This window comes from Nostoc sp., assembly GCF_036917775.1.
Taxonomy (GTDB): Bacteria; Cyanobacteriota; Cyanobacteriia; order Cyanobacteriales; family Nostocaceae; genus Nostoc.
On record NZ_JBALEQ010000107.1, the window covers coordinates 1 to 21,578 of the forward strand.

The 21,578-nt window shown below is 40.7% G+C and carries 17 protein-coding genes; 9 read left to right on the plus strand and 8 right to left on the minus strand.

The window, feature by feature from the left end; all coding sequences use genetic code 11:
• Positions 1-124 precede the first annotated feature (124 nt).
• Positions 125-2,896, plus strand: coding sequence for a DNA-directed RNA polymerase subunit omega (locus V7K69_RS21340; protein ID WP_335037960.1), 2,772 nt, complete (start codon positions 125-127; stop codon positions 2,894-2,896).
• A 163-nt stretch (positions 2,897-3,059) separates the two neighbouring features.
• On the opposite strand, the gene V7K69_RS21345 is transcribed toward V7K69_RS21340, so the two are convergent.
• Positions 3,060-3,320 carry a helix-turn-helix domain-containing protein gene (locus tag V7K69_RS21345; protein WP_190895668.1) on the minus strand — a complete coding sequence of 87 codons (261 nt, stop codon included), beginning with the start codon at positions 3,318-3,320 and terminating at the stop codon, positions 3,060-3,062.
• Positions 3,321-3,541: 221 nt separating this feature from the next.
• On the opposite strand from V7K69_RS21345, the gene V7K69_RS21350 reads away from it, so the two are divergent.
• Positions 3,542-3,844, plus strand: a complete 303-nt coding sequence (locus V7K69_RS21350; protein ID WP_099100424.1) for a hypothetical protein — start codon at positions 3,542-3,544, stop codon at positions 3,842-3,844.
• An 84-nt stretch (positions 3,845-3,928) separates the two neighbouring features.
• Here V7K69_RS21350 and V7K69_RS21355 read toward each other — a convergent pair whose 3' ends face one another.
• From V7K69_RS21355 to V7K69_RS21365, 3 genes are read right to left on the minus strand one after another with little or no spacing between them, the layout of a single operon-like run.
• A complete protein-coding gene (locus V7K69_RS21355; protein ID WP_335037965.1) occupies positions 3,929-4,483 on the minus strand; it encodes a TniQ family protein in 555 nt (184 codons plus the stop codon).
• A complete protein-coding gene (locus tag V7K69_RS21360) occupies positions 4,437-5,291 on the minus strand; it encodes an ATP-binding protein (RefSeq protein WP_335037968.1) in 855 nt (284 codons plus the stop codon). Before V7K69_RS21360 ends, V7K69_RS21355 begins: the two co-directional genes overlap by 47 nt.
• Before the next feature lie 3 nt (positions 5,292-5,294).
• The gene (locus tag V7K69_RS21365) at positions 5,295-7,154 is read right to left on the minus strand and encodes a Mu transposase C-terminal domain-containing protein (RefSeq protein WP_335037971.1); all 1,860 of its coding nucleotides are present in this window, start codon (positions 7,152-7,154) and stop codon (positions 5,295-5,297) included.
• 521 nt (positions 7,155-7,675) lie between these two features.
• On the opposite strand from V7K69_RS21365, the gene V7K69_RS21370 reads away from it, so the two are divergent.
• Entirely contained in the window at positions 7,676-7,873 is a 198-nt protein-coding gene (locus V7K69_RS21370) for a hypothetical protein (RefSeq protein WP_335037973.1), read from the plus strand.
• Between the two features lie 29 nt (positions 7,874-7,902).
• Here the strand turns inward: V7K69_RS21370 and V7K69_RS21375 are convergent, their stop codons facing one another.
• The gene (locus V7K69_RS21375) at positions 7,903-8,034 is read right to left on the minus strand and encodes a hypothetical protein (RefSeq protein WP_335037975.1); all 132 of its coding nucleotides are present in this window, start codon (positions 8,032-8,034) and stop codon (positions 7,903-7,905) included.
• A gap of 771 nt (positions 8,035-8,805) precedes the next feature.
• Here V7K69_RS21375 and V7K69_RS21380 point away from each other — a divergent pair.
• Complete coding sequence (locus V7K69_RS21380) at positions 8,806-14,169, plus strand: translocation/assembly module TamB domain-containing protein (protein ID WP_335037977.1); 5,364 nt, start codon at positions 8,806-8,808, stop codon at positions 14,167-14,169.
• A gap of 15 nt (positions 14,170-14,184) precedes the next feature.
• Positions 14,185-14,382, plus strand: a complete 198-nt coding sequence (locus V7K69_RS21385; RefSeq protein ID WP_335037981.1) for a hypothetical protein — start codon at positions 14,185-14,187, stop codon at positions 14,380-14,382.
• Between the two features lie 8 nt (positions 14,383-14,390).
• Here V7K69_RS21385 and V7K69_RS21390 read toward each other — a convergent pair whose 3' ends face one another.
• A complete protein-coding gene (locus V7K69_RS21390) occupies positions 14,391-15,308 on the minus strand; it encodes a polysaccharide deacetylase family protein (RefSeq protein WP_335037983.1) in 918 nt (305 codons plus the stop codon).
• Positions 15,309-15,892: 584 nt separating this feature from the next.
• Between V7K69_RS21390 and V7K69_RS21395 the strand changes: the two genes are divergently transcribed.
• Positions 15,893-16,405, plus strand: coding sequence for a DUF3122 domain-containing protein (locus V7K69_RS21395; protein ID WP_335037986.1), 513 nt, complete (start codon positions 15,893-15,895; stop codon positions 16,403-16,405).
• A 258-nt stretch (positions 16,406-16,663) separates the two neighbouring features.
• Here the strand turns inward: V7K69_RS21395 and V7K69_RS21400 are convergent, their stop codons facing one another.
• Both V7K69_RS21400 and V7K69_RS21405 read right to left on the minus strand, forming a co-directional pair.
• Entirely contained in the window at positions 16,664-16,957 is a 294-nt protein-coding gene (locus V7K69_RS21400) for a hypothetical protein (RefSeq protein WP_335037988.1), read from the minus strand.
• 342 nt (positions 16,958-17,299) lie between these two features.
• The gene (locus V7K69_RS21405) at positions 17,300-18,139 is read right to left on the minus strand and encodes a prephenate/arogenate dehydrogenase (protein ID WP_335038020.1); all 840 of its coding nucleotides are present in this window, start codon (positions 18,137-18,139) and stop codon (positions 17,300-17,302) included.
• 69 nt (positions 18,140-18,208) lie between these two features.
• Here V7K69_RS21405 and V7K69_RS21410 point away from each other — a divergent pair, with 69 nt between their 5' ends.
• The 3 genes from V7K69_RS21410 to V7K69_RS21420 all read left to right on the plus strand — a co-directional run bounded on the left by V7K69_RS21410 (position 18,209) and on the right by V7K69_RS21420 (position 21,431).
• Positions 18,209-19,783, plus strand: coding sequence for a pentapeptide repeat-containing protein (locus V7K69_RS21410; RefSeq protein ID WP_335038022.1), 1,575 nt, complete (start codon positions 18,209-18,211; stop codon positions 19,781-19,783).
• 102 nt (positions 19,784-19,885) lie between these two features.
• Complete coding sequence (locus V7K69_RS21415) at positions 19,886-20,476, plus strand: DUF1517 domain-containing protein (protein WP_335037990.1); 591 nt, start codon at positions 19,886-19,888, stop codon at positions 20,474-20,476.
• Positions 20,477-20,546: 70 nt separating this feature from the next.
• A complete protein-coding gene (locus V7K69_RS21420; RefSeq protein WP_335037993.1) occupies positions 20,547-21,431 on the plus strand; it encodes a hypothetical protein in 885 nt (294 codons plus the stop codon).
• The last annotated feature ends 147 nt before the right edge of the window (positions 21,432-21,578 follow it).

A 21,578-nucleotide genomic window follows, 5' to 3' on the forward strand; every position in this document is an offset into this window, starting at 1 on the left:
TTAATACCTAAGATTATTCATACTTTTGCTAAGTCTCTGATTAACTCAGCCCTGCTGGGTCATTTTGCATGGCTTAGTCTAAACTCCAGTCAAAACATTAATTATTTTTCCCTTAAAACCCACATTGACGTTCGGTGAGAGTTTGCACTTTACTATCAAAGGTGTGGATCAGTATGGTAGTGATATCAAGCATGAAGAAGTAACTTGGAGTGCAACAGGCAGCACAATTTTTCCTGACGGTAGATTACAAGCAAGTTATCAAGAGCAAGAAATTACTGTCATTGCCAGTGTTGGAGAGATTAGCACCTCTACAATAATTAATGTCATTGAACCTGCGAGATTAACTACACTCGCCATTTCTCCCCAAAAAGTTGAAATGAAGCCTGGGGAACACCAACACTTTAGTATTCAAGGTTTAGATCAACGGGGTAATGCGATCGCAACTGAGAAAATAGCTTGGAACGGCACAGGTGGAAAAATTGACCAAGATGGGAATTTTATAGTTAATCAAAATGCCAAGGGTGAGTTTAGCATATCAGCTTGTGCAATTGAACAAAATGTAAGTGCTTCTGCCAGAGTTGTTGTACCTGTAGTTTTACAACGGCTAGAAATTTTTCCCAAGCACATACAAATTGAACCTAATGAAATCCAAACCTTTACTGCCAAGGGATTTAACCAGGAAGGAGATGAAATTAGCATAGGAAGAGTTGATTGGCAATCTACAACTGGAGGATTGATTGATGATGATGGTATGTTCATTGGTAGTTACGACATAGATACAGTTGACATCATTGCTACTGTTGGAGATGTCCGCGATGTAGCTTGTGTAGGCTTGCTTCCAGTTCTGAGAAGTTTAGAAATTGAGCCACAAGGAAGGCAACTTAAACCGAATGAACAGCTTAATTTAAGGGTTAGGGGATTTGACCAATTTAGAAATGAAGTAAAAATTCAAAACATCCACTGGCAAACAACAGACGGCAAGATTTACTCAGATGGAACTTTTGTAGCAGTTGACAGAGATGCAAATATTACAGTAAGTGCAACGGTAGTAAATATTAAGGGTACAGCCCATTTTAAAGTAATTGAACCTTCGAGGCTAACTGAACTGGTCATTTCTCCACAGCAAGTTGTGATGAATCCTAGAGAATGGCAGCATTTTGAGGTAATGGGTTTGGATCAGCGTGGGGATGCGATCGCTATCAGTGGAATAAATTGGGAAGCAACAGGCGGCACGATTGATCGCGATGCTTATTACTTTACTGACAGTAACCAAAAAGGTCAATTTACCATTACTGCCACTATCAGAAGATTCAGTGTCTCTGCTCATATCAGCGTTCCTCCAGTATTAAAGCGATTAGAAATCTTTCCTCCTCAAATACAGCTAGAACCTGAAGAAAATAAAACTTTTACCGTCATTGGATTTGACCAACAAGATAGTCAGATAGCACTTGAAAAAGTAGATTGGAAATCAAGCAAAGGAGGTTCAATTAGCCGTGATGGATTGTTCCAAGGCGGTTATAGCCAACGAGAGGTTACTGTTACTGCCTCAGTTGGCAATATTCGGAAATTAGCTTACGTTACTTTACTACCAATCTTAAGAAGATTGCATATTTCTCCACCTGCTGTACACCTCAAACCTAATGAAAACCAAACTTTCACCGTCATTGGTTTTGATCAGTTTGGTGATGAGATTGACCCCGGAGCAATTCTTTGGGAAGCATCTGGGGGAGATATTGACCAAAATGGTAATTTTATTGTTGATTTTAATGCTAAGGGCCAGTTTTTAGTAACTGCAACCTCTCGTTTAACTCCTAAGTTAACCAAAAAGTCAAGAACGTTGCTCTTTAACGTTGGAATTTCAAGCAAGATTTTGTCTTATTTTCTTCGTTTTTTAGCACAGGTTCAAGATGAATTTATTACTGAGTCAAATACCGAAGAGACATCTGAAGTTAGCAGTAGTATTACAGAAACAGAAATAGACAACTTCGAGCTAGAGTTACAAATTTGGATAACCAAGACTCTTATAAAACTAGCTTCTCGTCTTTTTGGATTTATTAGTAGTTTGTGTTTAAACCAAGCGACAGCTAATCTAAGCGCTTCAGCAGAAGTTACAGTTATACCTGTTTTAAGACGATTAGAAATTTATCCTGCTAAAGCACATCTAAATCCCTATGAAAGTATTACCTTTTCAGTTAAAGGTTTAGACCAACACTGCTATGAGATAAACGTTAATAATGTAAATTGGAAAGCAACAGAAGGTAATATTAACTCGCATGGTACTTTGTCTATAGATGATAAATGCACTACCGTTACTATTACTGCCAATATTGAAACAATTAATAGTATGGCTTATGTGAATATAGTTAAGCCACCACATTTTATATCACCAGCATTTACTTTTCCTCAATATGAAAATGACGAAAATAACGTACAGAAAGAGAGGATTCTTGGGCATACCAAGAGCAAAAATAAAGACATTAATAAAGAGAAGGTTAATGAAAACAAAGTAACAAATACCAGTGGGAACGGTAACTCAGTTTCCTTCACACTCCCTTCAAAATTATCTAATATTCCGAATAGAAGTAGAAGTGATAGAGATAATAAAGGGATTGATGGTGAACATGAATTAATAGATACTAATGGTAACGGTAAATCAGTTTTCTTTAGCACCTCAAAATCCGTAAAAATTTCTGATCTCTACGATGATAAACAGATTCTGAAAATCACTGAAGCACTCCTCCAAGCTTCACCTAATCGCTACCGTCTTGTCATCTTAGTAGCTCGCCGTGCTAGACAAATATTCCAAAACTACGTAGAGGAAGATATGACTTTAAAAGAAGCAGTTATACAAGCGATTCAAGAAATGTGCCTAGAATTATCACAAGCATATAAGTAACCTGACACAACATTCAACAATATTTCTGACGGTTCGACATCTTCGTAAAAGGCGAAGAACAATATGGGCATTCTCCTGTCTCCCAATTAGTGGAAATTCAGAAAGGTGTCTCACAGTTAGTAGATTTGGTTAGCAGACCTAATATAACTGGTGGCGATCGCACTCACGCCACATCAACAATAGAAACAACTTTATCATCACCACCATCCGGGGCATATTCCAAAAGCTCACCAGGCTGACAATTCAACGCCCTGCAAATCCCGTTTAAGCGTTCTGGTGTTAATCGCGGCATCTCGTCAACCTTGCGAAGTCTATAAACCGAATTTTCTGTTATCCCTAGCACCTCTGCCAAGTCCTTGTTTCTAACCCGCTTTCGCGCCATCACTTCATTTAATTTCCAACGAATCACTTTATCCAAAGGCATATCACTACATCCTCAGTTTAGTAGCTGCTAGACGTAGATTTCTCTACTTATCAGTATCTATGTTTACAAGTAGATTTATAACATTCTAAGTTTTATTAATCTACACTTGACGTAAATCTACGTGTCACGTAGATTAGGTTATAGAAAAAACAAAAGCGATCGCCACTCCGGGAAGAGACTGCGATCGCCTTTTGTGCAACCCCATTGATGAGGTCATTCACATGATTACACAAGAAGTATTTGATAACCAAAGTTTGGCACAATCCGAGTTCGAGGAATACGTTGAGGAGTTAGCTGATGCAGTAGCACCAGAAATTGAAATCGACTCAGTGCCAGATGATCTTGGAGAAATGTACCGAGTTTGGTATGGTTCTCAGCTTCTGGGAACTTTTTATCAAAATTTTGAGGGCAAATGGGTAGCACAACCCTGTAATAGAGATGAAAGACCTTGTTGTAACACTCCTGAGTTAGCACAGATTTTCATCGTCGCTGTCAACGGTTTGCTAGTAGCGGATGTAGCCTAGTAACTTTCATGCATTAATTTTCCACTACGTGGAGACGTGATTAAGCTCACGTCTTTTTCTTATTTAGATGTTTTAGATGTTTTTTCAATAGCGCTTCTGACGCTTCACCATTTTTGCAAAAGGCAGGGAACAATGGATGCATTCCCCTAGCTCCCAGTCAGCAGGGATTGGAAATGGTGTCTCACAGTTAGTACATTTTGTTAATAAACCCAACTGGTGGCGATCACACTTCATTTTCTCCTTAAACTGCCACTCAATGCGGTGACAAGGAGCTTCTGCATAGCAAGCACCACATAACCGAATTGGTCTGGGTTTCATAGTCATACCCTTTGGTGGCAGCATCTCATATAACCTCTCGACCTGCACACCAATCAGCTTACTCAAAGCTTTTAATTCCTCAAAACTCGGAAAGGGATTGAAATAAAGCTTCTCCCATCGCGTTGTGATAGCACCAAGACCAGTAATTTTTCCTAAAGAATATCCTGAAGGAAGACTGTTAGCCTTAAATCGGCGCAAGCGTCCCAGATAATGACTGATGCTTTCATTTGGGTATGGCTCAACATAGCCCAACCTTGGCAGAATGTCATAATCTTCATTTATTGCTATTTCTGTTTTCTGGGGGAATGTATTTTCTGCCATACCGACTAGCTATTTTTTCTAAAATGCTTTGATCAATTTTGCCAAAGCCATGCTTGAGTGAATGTAAAACTGCCTTCGTCAGTATTTTGACTAGCAGCCCTATTCGCGCACCTGTACTTTCAGCTAGAACCTCAAATATAGTTCCTTCAGATAAATTAGAAGCTTCGGGCAGAGCCAGAATATCGAATTCAATTGTACTTAGTGTTTTCTTAAAATCATCGTATTCTAGGCGGTCAAACTCATACAGTGTTGGAAAGCTAGTCAACAAATCAAAATCGGCCAAGATTTTATCTAGCTCCTGTCCTCCAACTAATACGACAGGAACATGACATTCGTCAAAAAGTTGTTTAAGGTCTAGCAGTGCTTCTCTTTGGAGATTTTCAGCATTGTCAATAATGACCTGTTCTATCCCAAATAATTCAAGACTACCAGCCAATCTTGGACGTAAATCTACCCGCTTACCTGTTGGTGCTGCGTGGTTAATATCCTTAAGAATTTGCGAAAATAGACGCTTGGAACTTGATGCTGACCAAGCTCTTACATACGAAAGTTTTTTTCTATCCTCTTGGTGATAGTGACGAGACGCTCGACTTTTCCCCACATCTCTGGGGCCAATTACTCGACCGCATTGTTTCAGTATCCGCAACTCATCTAACCATCTGAAATATTCTGAAGCACGATCAGTTGGTATAAAGCAATTATTGAATATCTCTTCAACTTCAACGACTTTAGCAAGTTGAGCATTTAAATCTAGCTCAGGAGCTAAGGCTTCAACGGAGGACTGAATAGAAAGTTGCGATCGCGCCATAAATTACCAAATCTTCTTCAAATGTTGTTTACGGTTAGGGACAAGCAGCTTGTGTCTCTCCTGCTCTTGAGTGTCAACTTGACCAGATAGTTCTGGTTGCAGTTCTGTTGTCTGAAGCTGTATTTCTTCCCTTGAAACTCTCTCTGGTAAAAGTTCCAGTTTGTCATCTTTCTTTGAAAAAACATTAGCTCTATTTTTCCTCAATTCAACAACATTTGAGGTTTTCTTAGAAGCTGAACGTAGACGCTTTTGTTCTGAGCGTCTTTTTTCCTTTTTGTCTTCTTTACGTTCCTCTACAAGTTCCTTCCGTTTACTTAATGCTAATAAGGCATCATAGTTAAAATGCTCCTTACGAGCTTGACTTCGCTCTTTATTTAAGGCTTTCAATTCTTCTACACTCAAATCATGGGTATCCATGTTTACGGCATGAGCATAACCCAAAAATTCTTCTCCATTATCATTAGTTTCGCAACTGTAGATGTATAAAGTCAGGATATGGTCTGGATCATATCTAAGCGTTACAAATTCACCTCTATATGACTTGAGTGATTCTCCTCGATAAATTAGGTTCTCAAACTGTATAGATCCATGCGCTTGAACAACTCGTTGCGCTTCTTTCATCAAACAGATATCTAATTCTCGCTCATCCAAAGGTTCAGGTAGTTTTCTTCCCATTCCTGTAAACCAGCGCTCAAATCTTGTTTCGCGGGGATCTTTGGGATATGGTTCGTGGTTATAAATATCACAAAAGAAACTAGCTAATATCTTGTCTATATTTTGTATTGTCAAACACGCTTCTTTCTCTGCATTTTTAGGCCGTTCCTGAACATTTGACCCTGTATAACCAGGTAAATCTTTGAGAACTTGAGTATTAATAGTTCCAAAAAGCCGTTCTACAATACCGCCTTCGGGAGGGCGATCGCGTAGTTCACATTTAAATCCTAGTTTCTTACCAATGGCTTTTAGATGTTTTGATCCCAAATCTTTTCCACCATCAGTAAAAAAATATTGCAAAGGAGGGCCACATATTTCCCAAACTTTATTTAGCTGATAATCTTCAGGATAGTTCTTGGGCAAAATAGCATGTCTTAAGGCTAAAGCCACCTCTGTAGAACCTGGTTGTTTGATCCATAAGTGGAAACCAACAATACAGCTTGAAAAAGTATCCACAACAGTAGTTAGCCAAGGACGGTCAGACAATAAATTACCATCACTATCAACTATGCAAATATCCAGCTTAGTATGGTCGCATTGAATAATTTGGTTACTAAAGTCAGCCTTCAGTAGCTGTCCATCTCGTGTTACAACTGTCATCCAAGATCCCGATCCCGGATTTCTGACTTTTGTCTTCTGTTTATGTTGTGCGATTAAAGGATCTAAAATCCTATAAACAGTAGCTTGATGAGGATAATCTCCTGGTTTGAGCTTAAGGTCAACGATCGCGTGTCGCTTCACTTCGCGAACTATAGATGCTGGTGAAATTGGATGTTTGTTTTTAATACTTTCTTCATAAATTGCTTTGATAAATTCTTGCCAGTCTTCGCTGACTCGATGTTTTCCCTTATCTGAGCGTTGTACTCCTGCTGATTCTGATAACTTGTCATCATGGTATTGCTTGAGGAGACGTTCTACCTGGCGAGTAGAAACACCAAGAGTATTTGCAATAGCCTGCTTTCTCTGAGACTTAATCGTGCGATTCGGTGATTCAGCAAGCCACTGGATCAGATTAAATGTCAGTTTATGCCTATCTGATGTTTCCAGAATAATTTGGGATGGATCTATAACAAAATTACTCTTGTCAAGAAAAATTGCATCTGGAGCTTGCGTTAATTCTTCCGTGAATTCAAATTGTTTGTCTGCCATTGGAGTGAAAAACACTCATGAATAATTAAGGTACTAATGTACCATTAATTGACTAATAATGCGACATGCAATTTGATAAATATCTAAATCTTAACAAACGACATTTAATTTGAGAATCTAGGATTTACGACATAGAGAATGCGAATTAAGCAAATTTATATTTTGTGTCAGTAAATAGTTATAATCCTTATAAGATAAGCTTTTCAGGTATTAGATGCGGTTGCGACAATATCTGCGAATCGCGACATATAATGTGCGAATGTACATTTTTGTAGAGCGACAAATTATTTGACCGTGGCGACAAATTATTTGTCAACTGCTTTCTTATGGACTTAATGTAGCTGAATTTCTTTGAGTACACAAGGCACGCGATCGCTGCTAAACTCATGGAGTTTTAGACAATCGGCAACCCAAAGATTAATAGAACTTGTTACCTACCACTGCGTGAAATAAGTCTCAAGATAGTGTATGCCTCACCACAGAAGGACTTAAGCTTGGCGTATAAGTTTTGGGAAATAGTGATGAATAAGGAAACAGTTCCTAGTCAAGCTGAAAAATCGAATCCAGAAGGTGAACCGACGCAACTAAGTCCAGAACTACAGGACAAAATCAAACACCCTGCGAGAATCGACGATGTTATTCGGGAACAATCGCCAGAAGAACGCAAGAGTAACCCAGCTTTAGTACCAGAAATGATTGATGATTCAAGCGAGCAATGATCTGGTTGGCGATGGAGTAATCTAAAAGCTCAGGTTCCTAAATTTTTAGATAAGTCGATAATCTTGTTAGTAATCGGTTGCTGTCTAAGACTAAGCAGTTTGTCTTGATATACTTCCGGCGTGTTGATGTGTAGTAGCACCGCCGGAATCTTATGTTTCACTTGATGAATTAGTGGATAGAATTATCTGGGTTTTTGTAAGTGCGTTCACGTAGTTTGTGGTAGACATTCTCATCCCATTACTGAATAAAAAACGATGCCTCATTTTACCTTTCTATCTGGGCGCATTAATCAACTATAAGTTTTGTCTAAATAAAAATAAGCCAACTTTTTCCAATTATTTAAACCACCATGATTCAGCTGTAATCCATAATTTGTCTAAATAGATTCAGCCTAATTCACTATACATAAAATTAGTATTAATTGAGTAAAATTGCTGCCCAAATGCCCGACTTCTTCAAGAACGGGGAATCTAAATCTAGCTTCAGGAATTTCATTCAACTCTAGATTACTCTTAAATTTAAAATTACTTTCTGTCATCTATATTAAGTTAGATTATACAGAGTTTTAATTTTCTAACCAGGGTTGTATATACAAGAGTTATCACAAAATATATTCAGGAATTATGCAAGATTATGGAATAATATGAAACATTTACAAAGCGTCTCATTGGAGCAGCTTCTCCTGAAGAATAGAAGTAGCCTGCCACAAAGTTCTTGCGAAAGTCTTCATATTATGAAACCATAGTTTGTAACTTAATGATACAACTGAGGCTAGTACAGCACGGCTTAAATAAACCACCCTTTCTAAATCAACGAAATGCCTATGCTGTATTCATTTTTAATTTTTAATTTTTAATTTTTAATTCCGCCTTGCGGTACTAGCCTGTCTCTCGATTCACTCCAGAAAAAAGTACTGGTACTAGTAACGATAATGACACGCTCTCCAAATTCAAAAAATAATCAGGAACCATCTAATCCTCGTTTATGGCTCCTCCTCTTAGGACGTACCAGTTTGGCTCTCGGTGTCGTTTTGCTGGTTGGAATTGCAGCCGGTGTTTGGTGGGCTAGAAGCTATGTATATAAGGATTTAGCGCCATTAGTGCAGCAAAATCTCGAACAATTGCTTGGGCGACCAGTAAAAGTAGGCAAAGTTGAACGTTTTTCGCTCTCTAGTTTGAGATTTAGCTCTTTATCCATACCAGCAACTACCACCGATGCAGACCAGGTGGTTGCAAAAGCCTTGGATGTGCAGTTTTCGCCCTTGCAAGTTCTCTTAACTCGAAAACTGGCATTAAATGTAATCTTGGTTCAGCCCAATGTCTACATCCAACAGGATCGAGATGGTCGTTGGGTTACAGCCCAAGTGAAGGCTGGGGAAGGAAAAGGTGCTATTCAAACAGAGTTGCAAACACTTCAGATTCAAGATGGAAATGTGGAGTTGATGCCGTTCGCCGCACCAACTAGACCGAAAGGTTCAGTAATATTAAATCAAGTTGGTGGTGTTGCCCGATTTTTTGATCAAAATCAAAGGATTGGTTATGACATCAATGCTCAACTCGCTAGGGGAGGTGGAGTAAAAATCGCTGGTGAAACCCAACTAAAGGCTCAACAAACTAATCTCAAGTTGCAAGCACAAAATTTACAAGCCTCTGATATAAGTCGATTAATTGAGTTACCAATTGCCTTGCAAGCAGGGTATTTAAATGCTGACTTAGCAGTTCAGATACCACCTAAACTGTCAGACATAGCGATTACGGGAACGGCTACTGCTAATCAAATCATTGCCAAAATTAAAAATATCCCTCAGCAAGTTTCTAATTTTAATGGAAGATTTTTATTTCAAGACCGGACAGTTGCTTTAGAAAATTTGAGTACGAACTTTGGCAAAGTTCCGATTCTGGCTAATGGAACAATTAATAGTCAAACTGGTTTTAATGTCTCTGCTCAGATAAAACCAGTTAGTGCTAAAAATATTTTAGATACATTGAATGTAAATTCGTCAGTCCCAGCTAGTGGCGAAATTCAAGCAAATATTCAGGTGTTAGGCGCACTTCAAAAACCAATTGTTAGCGGTACAGTAAGCAATACAAAACCTATTCAAGTTGACCGCGTTCTCTTCAAAGCTGTCAATACTGATTTCCGCTTGAATGTCTCTCAAACGGCATCTCAACTTGCTGTCTCTAATTTGAAAATAGTCCCCGCAGCCGGTGGTCAAATCACAGGAGGCGGTCAAGCTAATTTGGGAGCCAAAAGCGACGTAAGATTTAATGCTCAAGTTGACGGAGTATCTGGGGATATATTAGCGCGTGGCTATGGTGTTAGTTTACCGATCGCAGTTGGAAATGTCTCGGCAAAAGCAGAAATTTCTGGCTCACTTAGCAAACAGCCGTTGAACCTTGATGTTTCCAGTGTTCAAGTTACGCCGCCAACAGGGGGGCAAATTACAGCCAGTGGTCAAATTCAACTCGCTCCCCAAGGTCAAGTAGATATAGGTATTCAAGCTCAAGGTTTACCAGGAAATGCGATCGCTCAAGGTTACAATATTTCAACTCCCCTGAATCTTGGTGGTATATCTGCGAACGCTAAAGTTTCTGGATCGCTAGGTACACCCTTAAACGTCAATGTTGCTGGTGTTCAAGCAAATCCAGAGGTGGGAGGGCAAGTAATCGCTAGTGGTCAACTTCAGCTTGCACCCCAAGGTAGGGTGGCGTTGAATGTCCAAGCCCAAAATTTACCAGGAGATGCGATCGCACGAGCATACAAATCCTCACCCAGCATTACCATTGGGAATGTATCCGCAAATGCCGATATTTCCGGCACTCTGAACAACCTACAAGCAGTCGCGCAGGTGCAAGCGCCGAAAGCCACCTATCCCACTACTGGCAAGATTGTTGTTACCAAACAAGGAGAGAATATCGTCTTTCCAGATGCTGTCTTGAACGTGGCAGGTGGGACAATTAGGGCGAAAGGTCAAGTTGCACAACAACGCTGGCAAGCAGCTGTCAACACTGCTCAAATTCAACTCAATCGTTTCTCACCACAATTGCGAGGACGGCTCAATAGCAATCTTCAGTTAGCAGGGACAACAGAATCTTTCCAGCTTGCAGATATTCGCGCCGCCGGGCAAATCCGCCTTTCCCAAGGAGTATCATTGCTGGCAAAACCGCTAACGGCTCAATTTCAGTGGAATGGAAATCAGATTATAGTTGAAAACGCAAGTACCCCAGGATTGAGTGCTAATGGTGCGATCGCAATTCAAACTCCACCAACAGGCTCACCCCAAATTGCTGGATTTGATTTAAACGTACTGGCACAGAATTTTAACTTAAAAAATACAGGCTTTCAAATTCCTGGAGACGTAGCAGTAGCAGGGCTACTTGATTTTAAGGGAAGAGTTACAGGCACTCCAGATGTACCGCAAGCTAACGGCAATATCCGACTGCGGAATTTCCAGGTTAGTAGTTTAGCGTTTGACCCACTTTTAACCGGAAACGTGAATTTTCAAGGGGGACAGGGAGCAAGTCTGCAATTAGCCGGGAAGCAAGACATAATTGCGCTTAATTTGAGTGCAAATTATCGTCCAACCTCATTTTTAGTCAGTCGGGATGGCGCACTCACCACAGGTAGAACCGAGGGAGATAACTTACTCATCAACGCCCAACAGTTTCCTATAGCTTTGATTGGGGGCTTTTTACCTAACAATCAATTGAAACCTTTAGGGGGGCAATTATCGGGAAATTTAGTTGTCAATCTTAATAATTATGCAGTTGCAGGAGACATTGCGATCGCAGGGCCTCGTGTTGCCAGAGTTGCAGCAGATGAATTTCGCGGTAGCATCAATTATGCTGATGGCACTGCTAGCTTGGCTAATGGTCTATTGCGGATTGGAGATAGCAACATCGCCTTAAGTGGAAATGTGCAAACAGGGAACGATCCCCAATTTCAACTCCAAGCTAACTTAGACCAAGCCAGAATCGAGAGACTTTTACAAGCATTTAATATCTTCGACTTTCAAGACTTTGGTAGCGGGTTGCAGCCTCCAACATTGGCTGGAGCAGAAGTACTTAATACCAAACCTATCAGTTTGCCTAATGCAGATTTGAAAACACAGTTAGCATATTTCTCTAATATTGCGGCATCCATAGCAAAACAACAGCAAGAAGAAACAAAAAAAGCCGCATCTTTACCTACCCTTGCAGAATTAACGGGTGCTTTGAGCGGAGGAATTACAGCTAATGGCTCATTAAAATCTGGGTTGAATGTTGGCTTTAATTTCCAAGGTGCTAACTGGCAATGGGGCGAATACTCTATTAATCAAGTCGTTGCTCAAGGTACTTTTGCCGATGGAATCGTCACACTTTCGCCCTTGAGTGTTGGAATCAATCAAGGACTGGTGGCTTTTACCGGACAGTTAGGAACTGAACAACTATCTGGAAAGTTGAATGTAGCAAGTCTACCTTTATCACTTTTACAACCTTTTATAGAAAGATACCCCATAGATATCACTGGTAATGTCAACGCTAATGCCACATTAGGAGGTAGTTTACAAGATCCTAGAGCGCAAGGGAATGTGACACTGGCGAATGCGACTCTCAACCAGCAACCTGTACAAAGCGGACAGGTGAACTTTGACTACAACAATGCTCGTTTGAATTTCGACAGTACCTTACTAGTAACAGGAACACAACCAGTTACGATTACAGGTAGCGTACCTGCGGCGTTACCATTTGCCGAGGTGCAACCAGATAGCAATCAAATCAGCATCAACGCCGATGTGAACAATGAAGGATTGGCATTGTTAAATCTGTTTACCAATAATCAAGTAACTTGGGTAGACGGTCAAGGACAAGTAAATTTAAACGTTCAGGGTACTTTAAACGAGCCAATTATCAATGGAAACGCCACAGTTAACAATGCAACCATTAGCGCTCAAGCTTTATCTGAACCCCTAACGAATGTGACAGGGACAGCACAATTTAATGGTAGTACGGTGAGTGTTAACAACATTCAAGCTCTTTACAATCAAGGGCAAATAACTGCATCAGGCATCTTGCCAATTCTCAATCCTCAGCCAGCCATAGCGAATCCCCTGACAATATCAATCGCAGACAAACTCAACTTTAAGCTTGCAGGATTGTATGAAGGTGGTGTCGGTGGCGATGCTGTAATTCGCGGAACAGCCTTAAAACCCTTAATTGGTGGAGAGATTCGGCTAAGTGATGGTCGAGTGATTATTGGAAATACTGCTAAAGCAAAATCAGCAGCGACAACAGAAGCTAACACTAACGTCATCAATATCAATAGAGAAGAGGTTAACGCTAATGCTACACCTACACCAGAAAGTAGCGCTAGCGCACTGACTACACCAGATAGTAATGCTAGTACAGGAACTCCAGTCAATTTACCTGTGGAGTTTGCAGATTTAAGGTTGATTCTAGACGATGATGTTAATGTTACAACTGAGTCTCTACTGAGCTTTGTACCAGGAGGAGCCGCATTAAGTCAGCCCATACTAAACTTTGAGGCAAAAGGCGACTTGACCATCAATGGTACATTAGCCAAGCCACTTCCTGAAGGATTGATTCGTTTGACAGGAGGACGACTGAGCTTATTTTCCACTGAGTTTGCTTTGGCGCGAGGCTACGAACACACTGCGCGATTTACTCCAAGTCAAGGACTTGACCCTACTTTGGATGTTCGACTTACTGCGATCGTACCGGAAGCATCAGCAACGAACAGCCGAATTTTGGAATCTCCATTGTCTGCTGAAATCAGCGATGTTTCTGCGACTAACTTCGGTACTTTACGTACCGTTCGCGTTCAAGCAAGAGTGGACGGGCCAGCGAGTGAATTGGGCGACAATCTGGAACTGACGAGTGAACCTAGCCGTAGTAAAGGAGAAATAGTTGCTTTGCTGGGTGGTTCAATTCTTGGTTCTTTCGGTCAAGCAGATGCAGGACAAGGACTGACTAATTTCGCTAGTTCTACCATTTTAGGTGGTTTACAAGGAACTATTACTGCGATCGGTCAGGCTGTTGGTTTTAGTGAATTTCGGATATTTCCTACCCCTACTACTAGTAATGAAACAAAGACAGCTTCAGTTCTGAATTTATCAGCAGAAGGTGTGTTTAATATTAATAGAAATTTCTCTGCTTCTTTATCACGCCCTCTTTCTAGCGAGGAGTCTTTCCGTTATAACGTCCTTTATCGACTCAATGATGAAATTTTGATGCGAGGCTCAACTAATTTAGGGGATGAAAATCTATTCCAAGTTCAGTATGAAACTCGATTTTAGATTGCTGCAATGTTAATGCAGACCGATACAATGGCATTGTCAATCGATGCAATAGTATTGCTAGCCGATACAATGGCATTGCCAGCCAATACAATAGCATTGCTAGTCGATGCAATGTTAATGCAGACCGATCCAATAGCATTGTCAGTCGATGCAATGGCATTGCCAGCCGATACAATAACATTGTTTCCCAATAGTTTAGTTTGTCACTAATGATTAAACTAATGGTCTGGATGTTCATGATTTGTGACTACATCTGATACTGGCGTTACTGCACTTTCTTCTTGGGCTTGCATTTCCAGCAATTGGGGAATTGTCACAAATCGATAGCCTTGAGCCTTCAAACCTGCGATCATTTCTGGTAAAGCTTTGACAGATTTAGAACGATTACCGCCCCCATCATGCAAAAGTACGATCGCACCTGGCTTTGCATATTTCAGAACATTTTTAACTAGCATTGGCACTTGAGGCGAATGACGTTCAGCATCTCCCGACTGTTCTGACCACATCATGACAGCGTACTTCTCGTTTCTGGCATATCGGGCTAGTCCATTATTCAGAAAGCCTCCAGGGGGACGAAATAGAGTTGTTTTCTCTCCAGTCGTCTTGTAAATAATATCTGCTGTGCGGTCAATTTCACTAGCCGCAGTCGTTTCATCCATTTTAAAATACCAATGATGCCATGTATGATTACCAATTACGTGACCATCAGCAGCCACTTGCTTGGCAACTTCGGGAAAATATTTCACCATTTGCCCAAGCATAAAGAATGTCGCTTTAATATTATTTTTCTTCAAAATTTCTAAAATCTGTGCCGTATTTTTTGGGCCAGGGCCATCATCAAAAGTTAAGGCAATAACTTTCTCATTTGCTTTTAGTTTTGCTTGATAAACAATTGTTCCCTGAAAAGTCTTTGGCACTTCATTCATCTGGTCTGTAGCTGAGGTGATAGACTGTGCATCTGCACTCATTACCTTACTTAAATTTGTTTTAGCATTCTCGCCTTTTAGCTTTTGAATTCCAAACAGATTGTCAAGTTTAGTTGTGCCTACAAGCACACTGATACCCACACTACCTATACCAGCAAGCAATGCAATAGTTACTACCTTTAGAAACGGCGATAATTTACGATTAGACACATTAAGTCTCCTTAAATATTAGTTGTTGGGCATTGGGAAGAAAAGGCAGAGGGGAAGGGTGCAGAGGAGAGGAGAGGAATTTTCCCCTTGCTCCTTGCTTCCCTACTCACCACTTATATCACTCGTACTCGGTTGTAAATTAATATATCTACTGCTAAAAGAAAAAAGAATAAAATACCTTGAAACATCCTAGCTAAAGCTAAAGGAAGTCTTAATTTAATCTGCACTAATTTGCTGCCTACTTATAAAAGTGCCATAAGAAGACTGGATAAAATAATACCTGATGGGTTTAACCAACCAATAAAAGCTGCAATGATGGCAGTATAACCGTGACCAGGAGAAATGCTAGGGCAGAGTTGACCAATAGGGCCGAGACTTCGCACACACCAGCTAAATCTGATAATCCACTGCTAATTAAGAAAGTTAGCTAAATTATGCTTAAGCATAGACTGTCGTAGACATCGCTATTTCTCCCAGCATACACCGCAGCCTTTAGACTAAAATTGTTGGTTTGAGAGTTAATTCTGACATCTTGGTGGAGCTTCTTCGGCTCTGCTTCTGAATTCTGCTGTAAAATATGTTAGATGAAGCGAAAATTTCAACAATATTTTTGGCGTTGTGCCTTAATAGTGTTTTTAACATTAACTGGATGTGGATGGGGTGTGGAGTCAGCGCAAGCACTGTTGCGTCAACATCATGATTCTCCCGGTATCTTACGCTACCACTCACAAGTATCTGTCAAAGATGAAAAAGGATATGCTTGGCAAGTACTGCTTTTCAAACAGAATTATACCAGTGCAGTAAAAGATTTACGGTTGCGCTTAGTTGCTTTTCCGGGTGTCGTTGAAATTGCTCACCCCCAACCATTGCTGATTGAGACAGTAGGCGGAAAATTACTTAGTGCATCGGATGCTTATGCTTTAACTGCACCCGTGCCCAATGTGGGGGAATATAACTTAACTGATGTCTTACCGAAATTGCCAACAACTGATGCGCTCAAAGTCTATGTGCCTCTCTCTAATGGACAGCAATTGGTTCTCAACATATCCAACACTGTAGTCACTGAGTGGCAATGGCTAGTTACAGAAATTGATTAGTATAGGAATCGTATTTGATTTTTGAAATTATCTACGTGGGCGGGGAGTGGGGAGTGGGGAGTAGGGAATAAAAAATTAGGCTTTTCGATCTGTACCGAGCTTTTTCATAAATCAAACATTAGTTTTATAAAAGCATTCAATAGAAGAATAACCCAATGGTGATGGGGGGCATAATTACTGCCTGCGGAGGCAGAAATCCTGTCTTCATATACTTATAACGACGAGTTAAAGCCTCCCACATCACACGCAGGAGTAATGTTAGTCTTGAGACTTCTCAGAGATAGTTTCCGATTCGGTTTCAAGTTCTTCTGTTTGGACTTTGGCGACTGGAGGTTTAACGGGTTTTGGGCCACGCGCTAGGGCAGGATTCCCTTGCTGCCTGTTTTCATCTCCGTAGGATGCTTTTTTCCCTTTGTCGGATGAGCGGTTACGGCTCGGTTTTGAGCTTTTAGGGTTGGATTCAATAGGAGTTATAGAATCCTTATTTTCGGAATTGTTGTCAGTATTTGCTTGGGGCTGACGTTCCGATTTTTTGATTGGACGTTCTACCATTGTTGATTTTTGTAAATTTATCTGTATAGTACATCGGTTTGGTGACTGTCAAACTGTTAGGTAGCATTTTTTTAAAGATTTTATTGTTAAAATTATTAAATAGCTATGTTTATTGATTTAGAAAGAAAGTAGCTGACCTAACTTTATCAACTACATCAAAAAACATTCTTGAAGAATTCAGGAGCCAGAATCCAGAAAAAACTTTCTATGTTTTTCCATGACCACTAAATATATATTTAGTAGGGGTATTAAACTAATTTATTTATCTGCTTTTTCGATCAGAATTAATTCTGTTAGCGGATAGCTAAGGTTTAGCCCATTCTGACTCCTGATCCCTGAATTCTAATCAACAAAATCAGGTCGTGCCTTACCTGTTGTTTTCAATTTTTGCTCTAAAACTGTCCAATTTTCTTGCTCAATTAAGTTAGTTAATTCATCGAGATTGTGACGATACTGTTGCAGCGATCGCAGCAATGCTTGACGATTATACCGCGCCATCATCACGCCCAACTCTGGATTCCCACCACCCACACGGCTGGTATCCCGAAAACCTGAACTAGCAAACTTTTGAGCTAGTTCCAAAACATCGGGGTCAGTTTCACTCAAACAAGCAGCAATCAATGAGGAACTGACCATTACAGGTAAATGGGAAATCCAACTAACAGCGCGGTCATGTTGCTCTGGTTGACAATAGTAGATATTAGCTCCTAGCGATCGCACAATTTCTTCTACAACCGCAATTGCATTAGTTGGCGTTGTAGCTATCGGTGTTAATACATAAGGTTTATCAACAAATAAATTCCGTTGTGCAGCTTCTATGCCACTATCTGTTCTTCCCGCCATTGGATGACCGCCGATAAAATTATTCCAAAGGGGAGAAATCGCTTTGACTATCTCTGCTTTTGCTGAACCCACGTCAGTCACAATGGTAGCTGTAGACAAATGAGCGATCATTTGCTCCAATTGGGGCACAATAAGCGCTAGAGGTGTACAAATAAATACAACCTCTGCGGCTGCTAACAGACTCAGATCAACTGATGCTTCATCAACACTGCCGATAGCAACTGCCTTTTGACAGGTAGATTCACGGCGACTGACTCCTAAGATATGATGTCCTTGCGATCGCAAATCAAAACCCAAAGATCCGCCGATCAATCCCAACCCTAAAATCCCAATATTCATTTTTAATTTTGACATTCCGTTTTTATGACTTTACCAACTATTAAAGTTGGCATCCAAGGGGTAGCATCGATGACTGTAGAGGAATTACTAGAAAAGTACGCAGCAGGAGTCTTAAACTTTAGTGGCATTGACCTTGCGGAAGCTAATCTGAGTGGGGTCAAACTCAGTGGCGTGAATCTTAGCGATGCTAATTTGAGTATAGTTAACCTCAGTGGTGCGAATCTGAGCGAAGCTAACTTGAGCAATGCCAAGCTGAATGTAGCCAGACTCAGTGGCGTGAATCTATCCAACGCCATCTTAAATAACGCTAGTCTCAACGTCGCTAATTTGATTCGAGCCGATCTCAGTCGCGCTCAACTTAAAGGAGCCTTATTGATTCGCACTGAGTTAATTCGCGCTGACCTCAGCCGCGCTGACCTGTCGGAAGCTGACCTCACCAGTGCTGATTTACGAGAGGCGACACTCCGCCAAGCGAATCTCCGCCACGCTAACTTGAGTGAGAGTGTCTTGAGAGGTGCTTCCATGACGGGAGCAAATTTAGAGATGGCTAACTTAAATGCTAGTGACCTCAGTCGTTGCGATCTGAGTGGTGCAAATTTGCGAGATACTGAACTCAGACAAGCAAATCTTAGCCATGCTAACTTGAGCGGAGCAGATTTGAGTGGGGCGAACCTCCGGTGGGCTGATTTGAGCGGGGCGAACCTCCGGTGGGCTGATTTGAGCGGCGCAAAATTGAGCGGGGCTACTTTAATTGGCGCAGATTTAACCAATGCGAATTTAACGAATACAATTTTTATCCACGCCGATTTAACTCAGGCAAAATTAATTAGGGCAGAATGGATTGGTGCTGACTTAACTGGAGCAACATTAACTGGGGCCAAGCTTTACGCCACCTCCAGGTTTGGATTAAAAACCGAAGGTATGATTTGTGAATGGGTCGATCTTAGTCCAGCCGGTGATCGCTCCATTATCCAAAAGTTCCATTCCGAAGACTCACGAGACTTTTTTAACGAAACACCGCCCACAATCCGCATTATTGTTGATGCAGCCTTAGAACATGAAGCTAATTTTGCGATCGCAGGCGCTTACTATCAAATTGCTCAGGAATACCGGGTACTAAGACAACCTCCAAGTATCGAAAGTGGTCGTCGTCGAACTGTTTTCACATTTTATGTAGATAGCGACGAAGCATTATTTTCCACTGCTTACATTGTGATTCTTCCCTTTCTAGATGCGGCATCTACTCAAAATAATATTTCCAGTGTCGTGGAAATGATTAACAATGAAATTATTGCAAATCAAGATTTAAAATTGCCAAAATCCCCCCTAATTGTGAAACAATTAAATATTCTTCTAGAGCAAGCCATGAGTCAGGCAGCAACAATTAAACAGACGAAAAAAAATATTGAAGTTGCCACAAAGTTAAATTTTTGTAAAGCCCCAACTCAAATAGTTTTAACTAATTCTAGCGCCCACACATTGATTGTCCATGACCATCCCAACTTTGGGAAAAGATTTATTAATCGCTCTGCTCTTAATGCTTCAACTTATGATGATATATCTAATGAACCGACAAAATACATCTTACCTTCGTTAAGTATGGTTATAGATTTCATCAAAGGATTTCACTATATTAGTCATTAAATATGGGGAATGGGAAATGGGGAATGGGGAATGGGGAATGGAAATTAGTTATTAGACAAATGACAAATGACAAATGACAAATGACAAAATTTTGGAGGAAAAATGAGCAATCTCTTTAATAAAATGATCGGTCGAACTCGCTATGTAGTCTTTCGCCTATTTCTGCACTTGGGGGGAGGCGAGGTAGCGCCAATTTTGGGAGTATTAAATAGTGCTGGGCGAGATGCGATCGATGTCGATGGTGACTTAGAAGTTTTGGGAGAAGGATTAGTAGAAATTAGTCAAACTCTTCTACAATACGATGAATATTGGCTTTCTGCTGCCAACGAAGGCGACGTATTTTGGAGTGAAGGCGAGGCGGGAGATTATGTCAATGAATTATTTACTGACTCTGCCGAAAGATATCTCAGTGAACCAGATTACAGTTCTGATGGATTGAATGAACCTTTATCTATACCTGTAACTCGCAACGTCATTGTAATGATTACAGTAGCTTATGAAGGAGAAGTACCAGAGTTAGAAACCGATCTTTCTAACGTTCAGGCACTCAAGGAAGGATTGAAAGCATTGATAAATTTGCATTATAAACATAGATTAAAGGCAATTCAAGTACATTTCTCCCCAGCACAGTTAGGCGATGAACTCACTAGCGATCAACTGTTGCAATATTACCCAGAATTGATTCCTTTATAATATGTTGGGTAGTCCGTACTTACTACTCACATCGAGAAATTGTTAAGCTCAGAGATAGGACAATAATCCAATGATCATGACCATAGTACGTAAATTTACAGCCGTTTTTTTAGCTCTGAGTTTGTGTGTCACAACTGTCGCTTGTGGTGGGGGAAACGAAGCTAATCCTCCCGCTAAGAACGTTAGCCAAACCTCTACTAACACAAAGCTGAGTGATGGAGAGTATAAAATACAACAAGCTACTTATGACGATGCAACTGGTGAATACAGCTTGTTTTTACTTAACAATAATCCCCCAACCTTTGCAACCGAAAATTTGCAAATGGCACGCTTAACTGATGATGAAATCAAGCAAGGTAAGAAGACATATCTGAAGGTAGATAAAGGACAACCGATTTTATATCTGACGGAAGATTTTAAAATTGAGTATGTCCACAACGTTACCGAGAATAAAACGAATCCCCAAACCGGACAACAAGAGACGGTTGTAGTCCGTCGAGAAAATAACTTTTGGGCACCCTTTGCTGGGTCTGTGGCTGGTAGCTTGGCGGGACAGGCAATTGGTAGTATGTTGTTTAGACCCCAATATTATGTACCCCCTGTCTATCAATCAGGACAAGGATTAAGTGGCTTCGGTGGATATGGCGGTAGCTATGGCCAAGCAGTTCAAAACTACCAAACTCGCTACAATGCGCCACCCGCAGCCGTGACAAATCGGACTGCGTTCCGCAATACAGGGACGATTAGAAGGTCATATCCTGGAAATACAAATATACGCAATACACCGCGTAGCACTACAGGTAATAACCGTCCTTCTGGTTCTGGTTTTGGTGGTAGTACGTTGCGACCCTCTGGCAATTCCAGCACTACCAGACGCAATTCTGGCAGTGGTTTTGGTAGTGGACGTAGTACAGCACCCCGCCGCTCAAGTGGTTTTGGCAGCAGACGACGTTAGGAATTTTCAATTTAATAAGTAGACTGCCTAAGAAATTAAAGTAATGTGTTGCATAAAGAAGCCGGAGGGTCACAAGTCAATCCTCCGGCTTCTCTTTATATCTATGCAATTCGTGATCAGAAATTATGAATTATTCGGTCAAATAAT

Bases quoted from the DNA above. Each gene is read 5' to 3' on its own strand.
- V7K69_RS21345 (WP_190895668.1), bottom strand. From the start codon at position 3,320: ATGCCTTTGGATAAAGTGATTCGTTGGAAATTAAATGAAGTGATGGCG.
- V7K69_RS21350 (WP_099100424.1), top strand. From the start codon at position 3,542: ATGATTACACAAGAAGTATTTGATAACCAAAGTTTGGCACAATCCGAG.
- V7K69_RS21355 (WP_335037965.1), bottom strand. From the start codon at position 4,483: ATGGCAGAAAATACATTCCCCCAGAAAACAGAAATAGCAATAAATGAA.
- V7K69_RS21360 (WP_335037968.1), bottom strand. From the start codon at position 5,291: ATGGCGCGATCGCAACTTTCTATTCAGTCCTCCGTTGAAGCCTTAGCT.
- V7K69_RS21365 (WP_335037971.1), bottom strand. From the start codon at position 7,154: ATGGCAGACAAACAATTTGAATTCACGGAAGAATTAACGCAAGCTCCA.
- V7K69_RS21370 (WP_335037973.1), top strand. From the start codon at position 7,676: ATGAATAAGGAAACAGTTCCTAGTCAAGCTGAAAAATCGAATCCAGAA.
- V7K69_RS21380 (WP_335037977.1), top strand. From the start codon at position 8,806: ATGACACGCTCTCCAAATTCAAAAAATAATCAGGAACCATCTAATCCT.
- V7K69_RS21385 (WP_335037981.1), top strand. From the start codon at position 14,185: ATGCAGACCGATACAATGGCATTGTCAATCGATGCAATAGTATTGCTA.
- V7K69_RS21395 (WP_335037986.1), top strand. From the start codon at position 15,893: ATGAAGCGAAAATTTCAACAATATTTTTGGCGTTGTGCCTTAATAGTG.
- V7K69_RS21400 (WP_335037988.1), bottom strand. From the start codon at position 16,957: ATGGTAGAACGTCCAATCAAAAAATCGGAACGTCAGCCCCAAGCAAAT.
- V7K69_RS21405 (WP_335038020.1), bottom strand. From the start codon at position 18,139: ATGAATATTGGGATTTTAGGGTTGGGATTGATCGGCGGATCTTTGGGT.
- V7K69_RS21410 (WP_335038022.1), top strand. From the start codon at position 18,209: ATGACTGTAGAGGAATTACTAGAAAAGTACGCAGCAGGAGTCTTAAAC.
- V7K69_RS21415 (WP_335037990.1), top strand. From the start codon at position 19,886: ATGAGCAATCTCTTTAATAAAATGATCGGTCGAACTCGCTATGTAGTC.
- V7K69_RS21420 (WP_335037993.1), top strand. From the start codon at position 20,547: ATGATCATGACCATAGTACGTAAATTTACAGCCGTTTTTTTAGCTCTG.